General features: G+C 75.0%; 1 protein-coding gene. It reads left to right on the forward strand.

Going from position 1 to position 1,011, the window contains the following annotated elements:
* Positions 1–29 precede the first annotated feature (29 nt).
* On the forward strand, positions 30–1,011 hold a 982-nt coding region (locus tag ACJA3G_RS37555), incomplete at its 3' end, for a hypothetical protein (protein WP_406557481.1).

Below are 1,011 nucleotides of genomic sequence, written 5' to 3' on the forward strand. Positions count from 1 at the left end.
GGGGGCCCGCCGGTCCGGGCGGGCGGACCGTGCTGCTCGGCGGGGTGCGGGTGGTGCTCGCCGCCGAACCGCTGAAGGGGGGCGGTCAGGCGGCCGTCTACCCCGTGGAGGGCGACGACCGGACCGTCGTGAAGCTCTACCGGGACCCGCCCGGACCCGAGCAGGAGCGGCGGCTGACCCGGATGCTCACGATGTCCCCGCTCGGCGGGCGCCCCACCGACCGCTCCCAGCGGCCCGAGCTCGCCTGGCCGACGGCGCCCGCGCGGGCGCCGGGAGGCGCGTTCCTCGGATACGCGATGCAGCGGTTCGGGGAGCCCGAACACGTCCAGCTGGTGGGCCTGTTCACCCGCGCCCAGCGCGTCCGGCTCTTCCACGGGCGGGCCGACTGGCGCTTCCTGCTCGGCGTCGCGTGGAACCTGGCGTTCATGACGGCGCGGATGCACCACGAGGGGCTGGTGATCGGGGACTTCTCCAGCAGCAACGTGGTCGTCGACGCGAACGGCTTCGTCACGTTCCTGGACTGCGACTCCATCGCCTTCACCGACGCGGTCACCGGGGAGCTGTTCCCCTGTCTGATGCACACCACGGACTACTCGGCGCCCGAACGCCAGGCGGGCGGCCCCGCCACCCGGGCCAGCGACGACTTCGCGCTGGCGGTCCTCGTCTACCAGCTGCTCACGGCCGGCAACCACCCCTTCGGGGGTGTGCCGCGCGACAGCGCGCCGGAGTCGACGGTCCAGGACAACATCGCGGCGAGCATCAGTTACGTGGTGCGGCCCGAGCGGGTCGTGGTGCCGCGCGGGACCGTGGACCCGTCCGTGCTGCCGCCCGAGCTGCTGGGGCTGGCCCGGGCGGCGTTCGGGTCCGGGGTGCTCGATCCCGGGGCACGGCCGTCGGCGGAGGACTGGTTGCGGGCGCTGGACCGGGAGCGGGGGCGGGTACGGGTGTGCCCGGACCGGCCGGGCCATACGTACGGGTCGCACCTGACGGGGTGCCCGTGGTGCGGCCGGG

This window comes from Streptomyces sp. YS-3 (assembly GCF_045257485.1).
Taxonomy (GTDB): Bacteria; Actinomycetota; Actinomycetes; order Streptomycetales; family Streptomycetaceae; genus Streptomyces.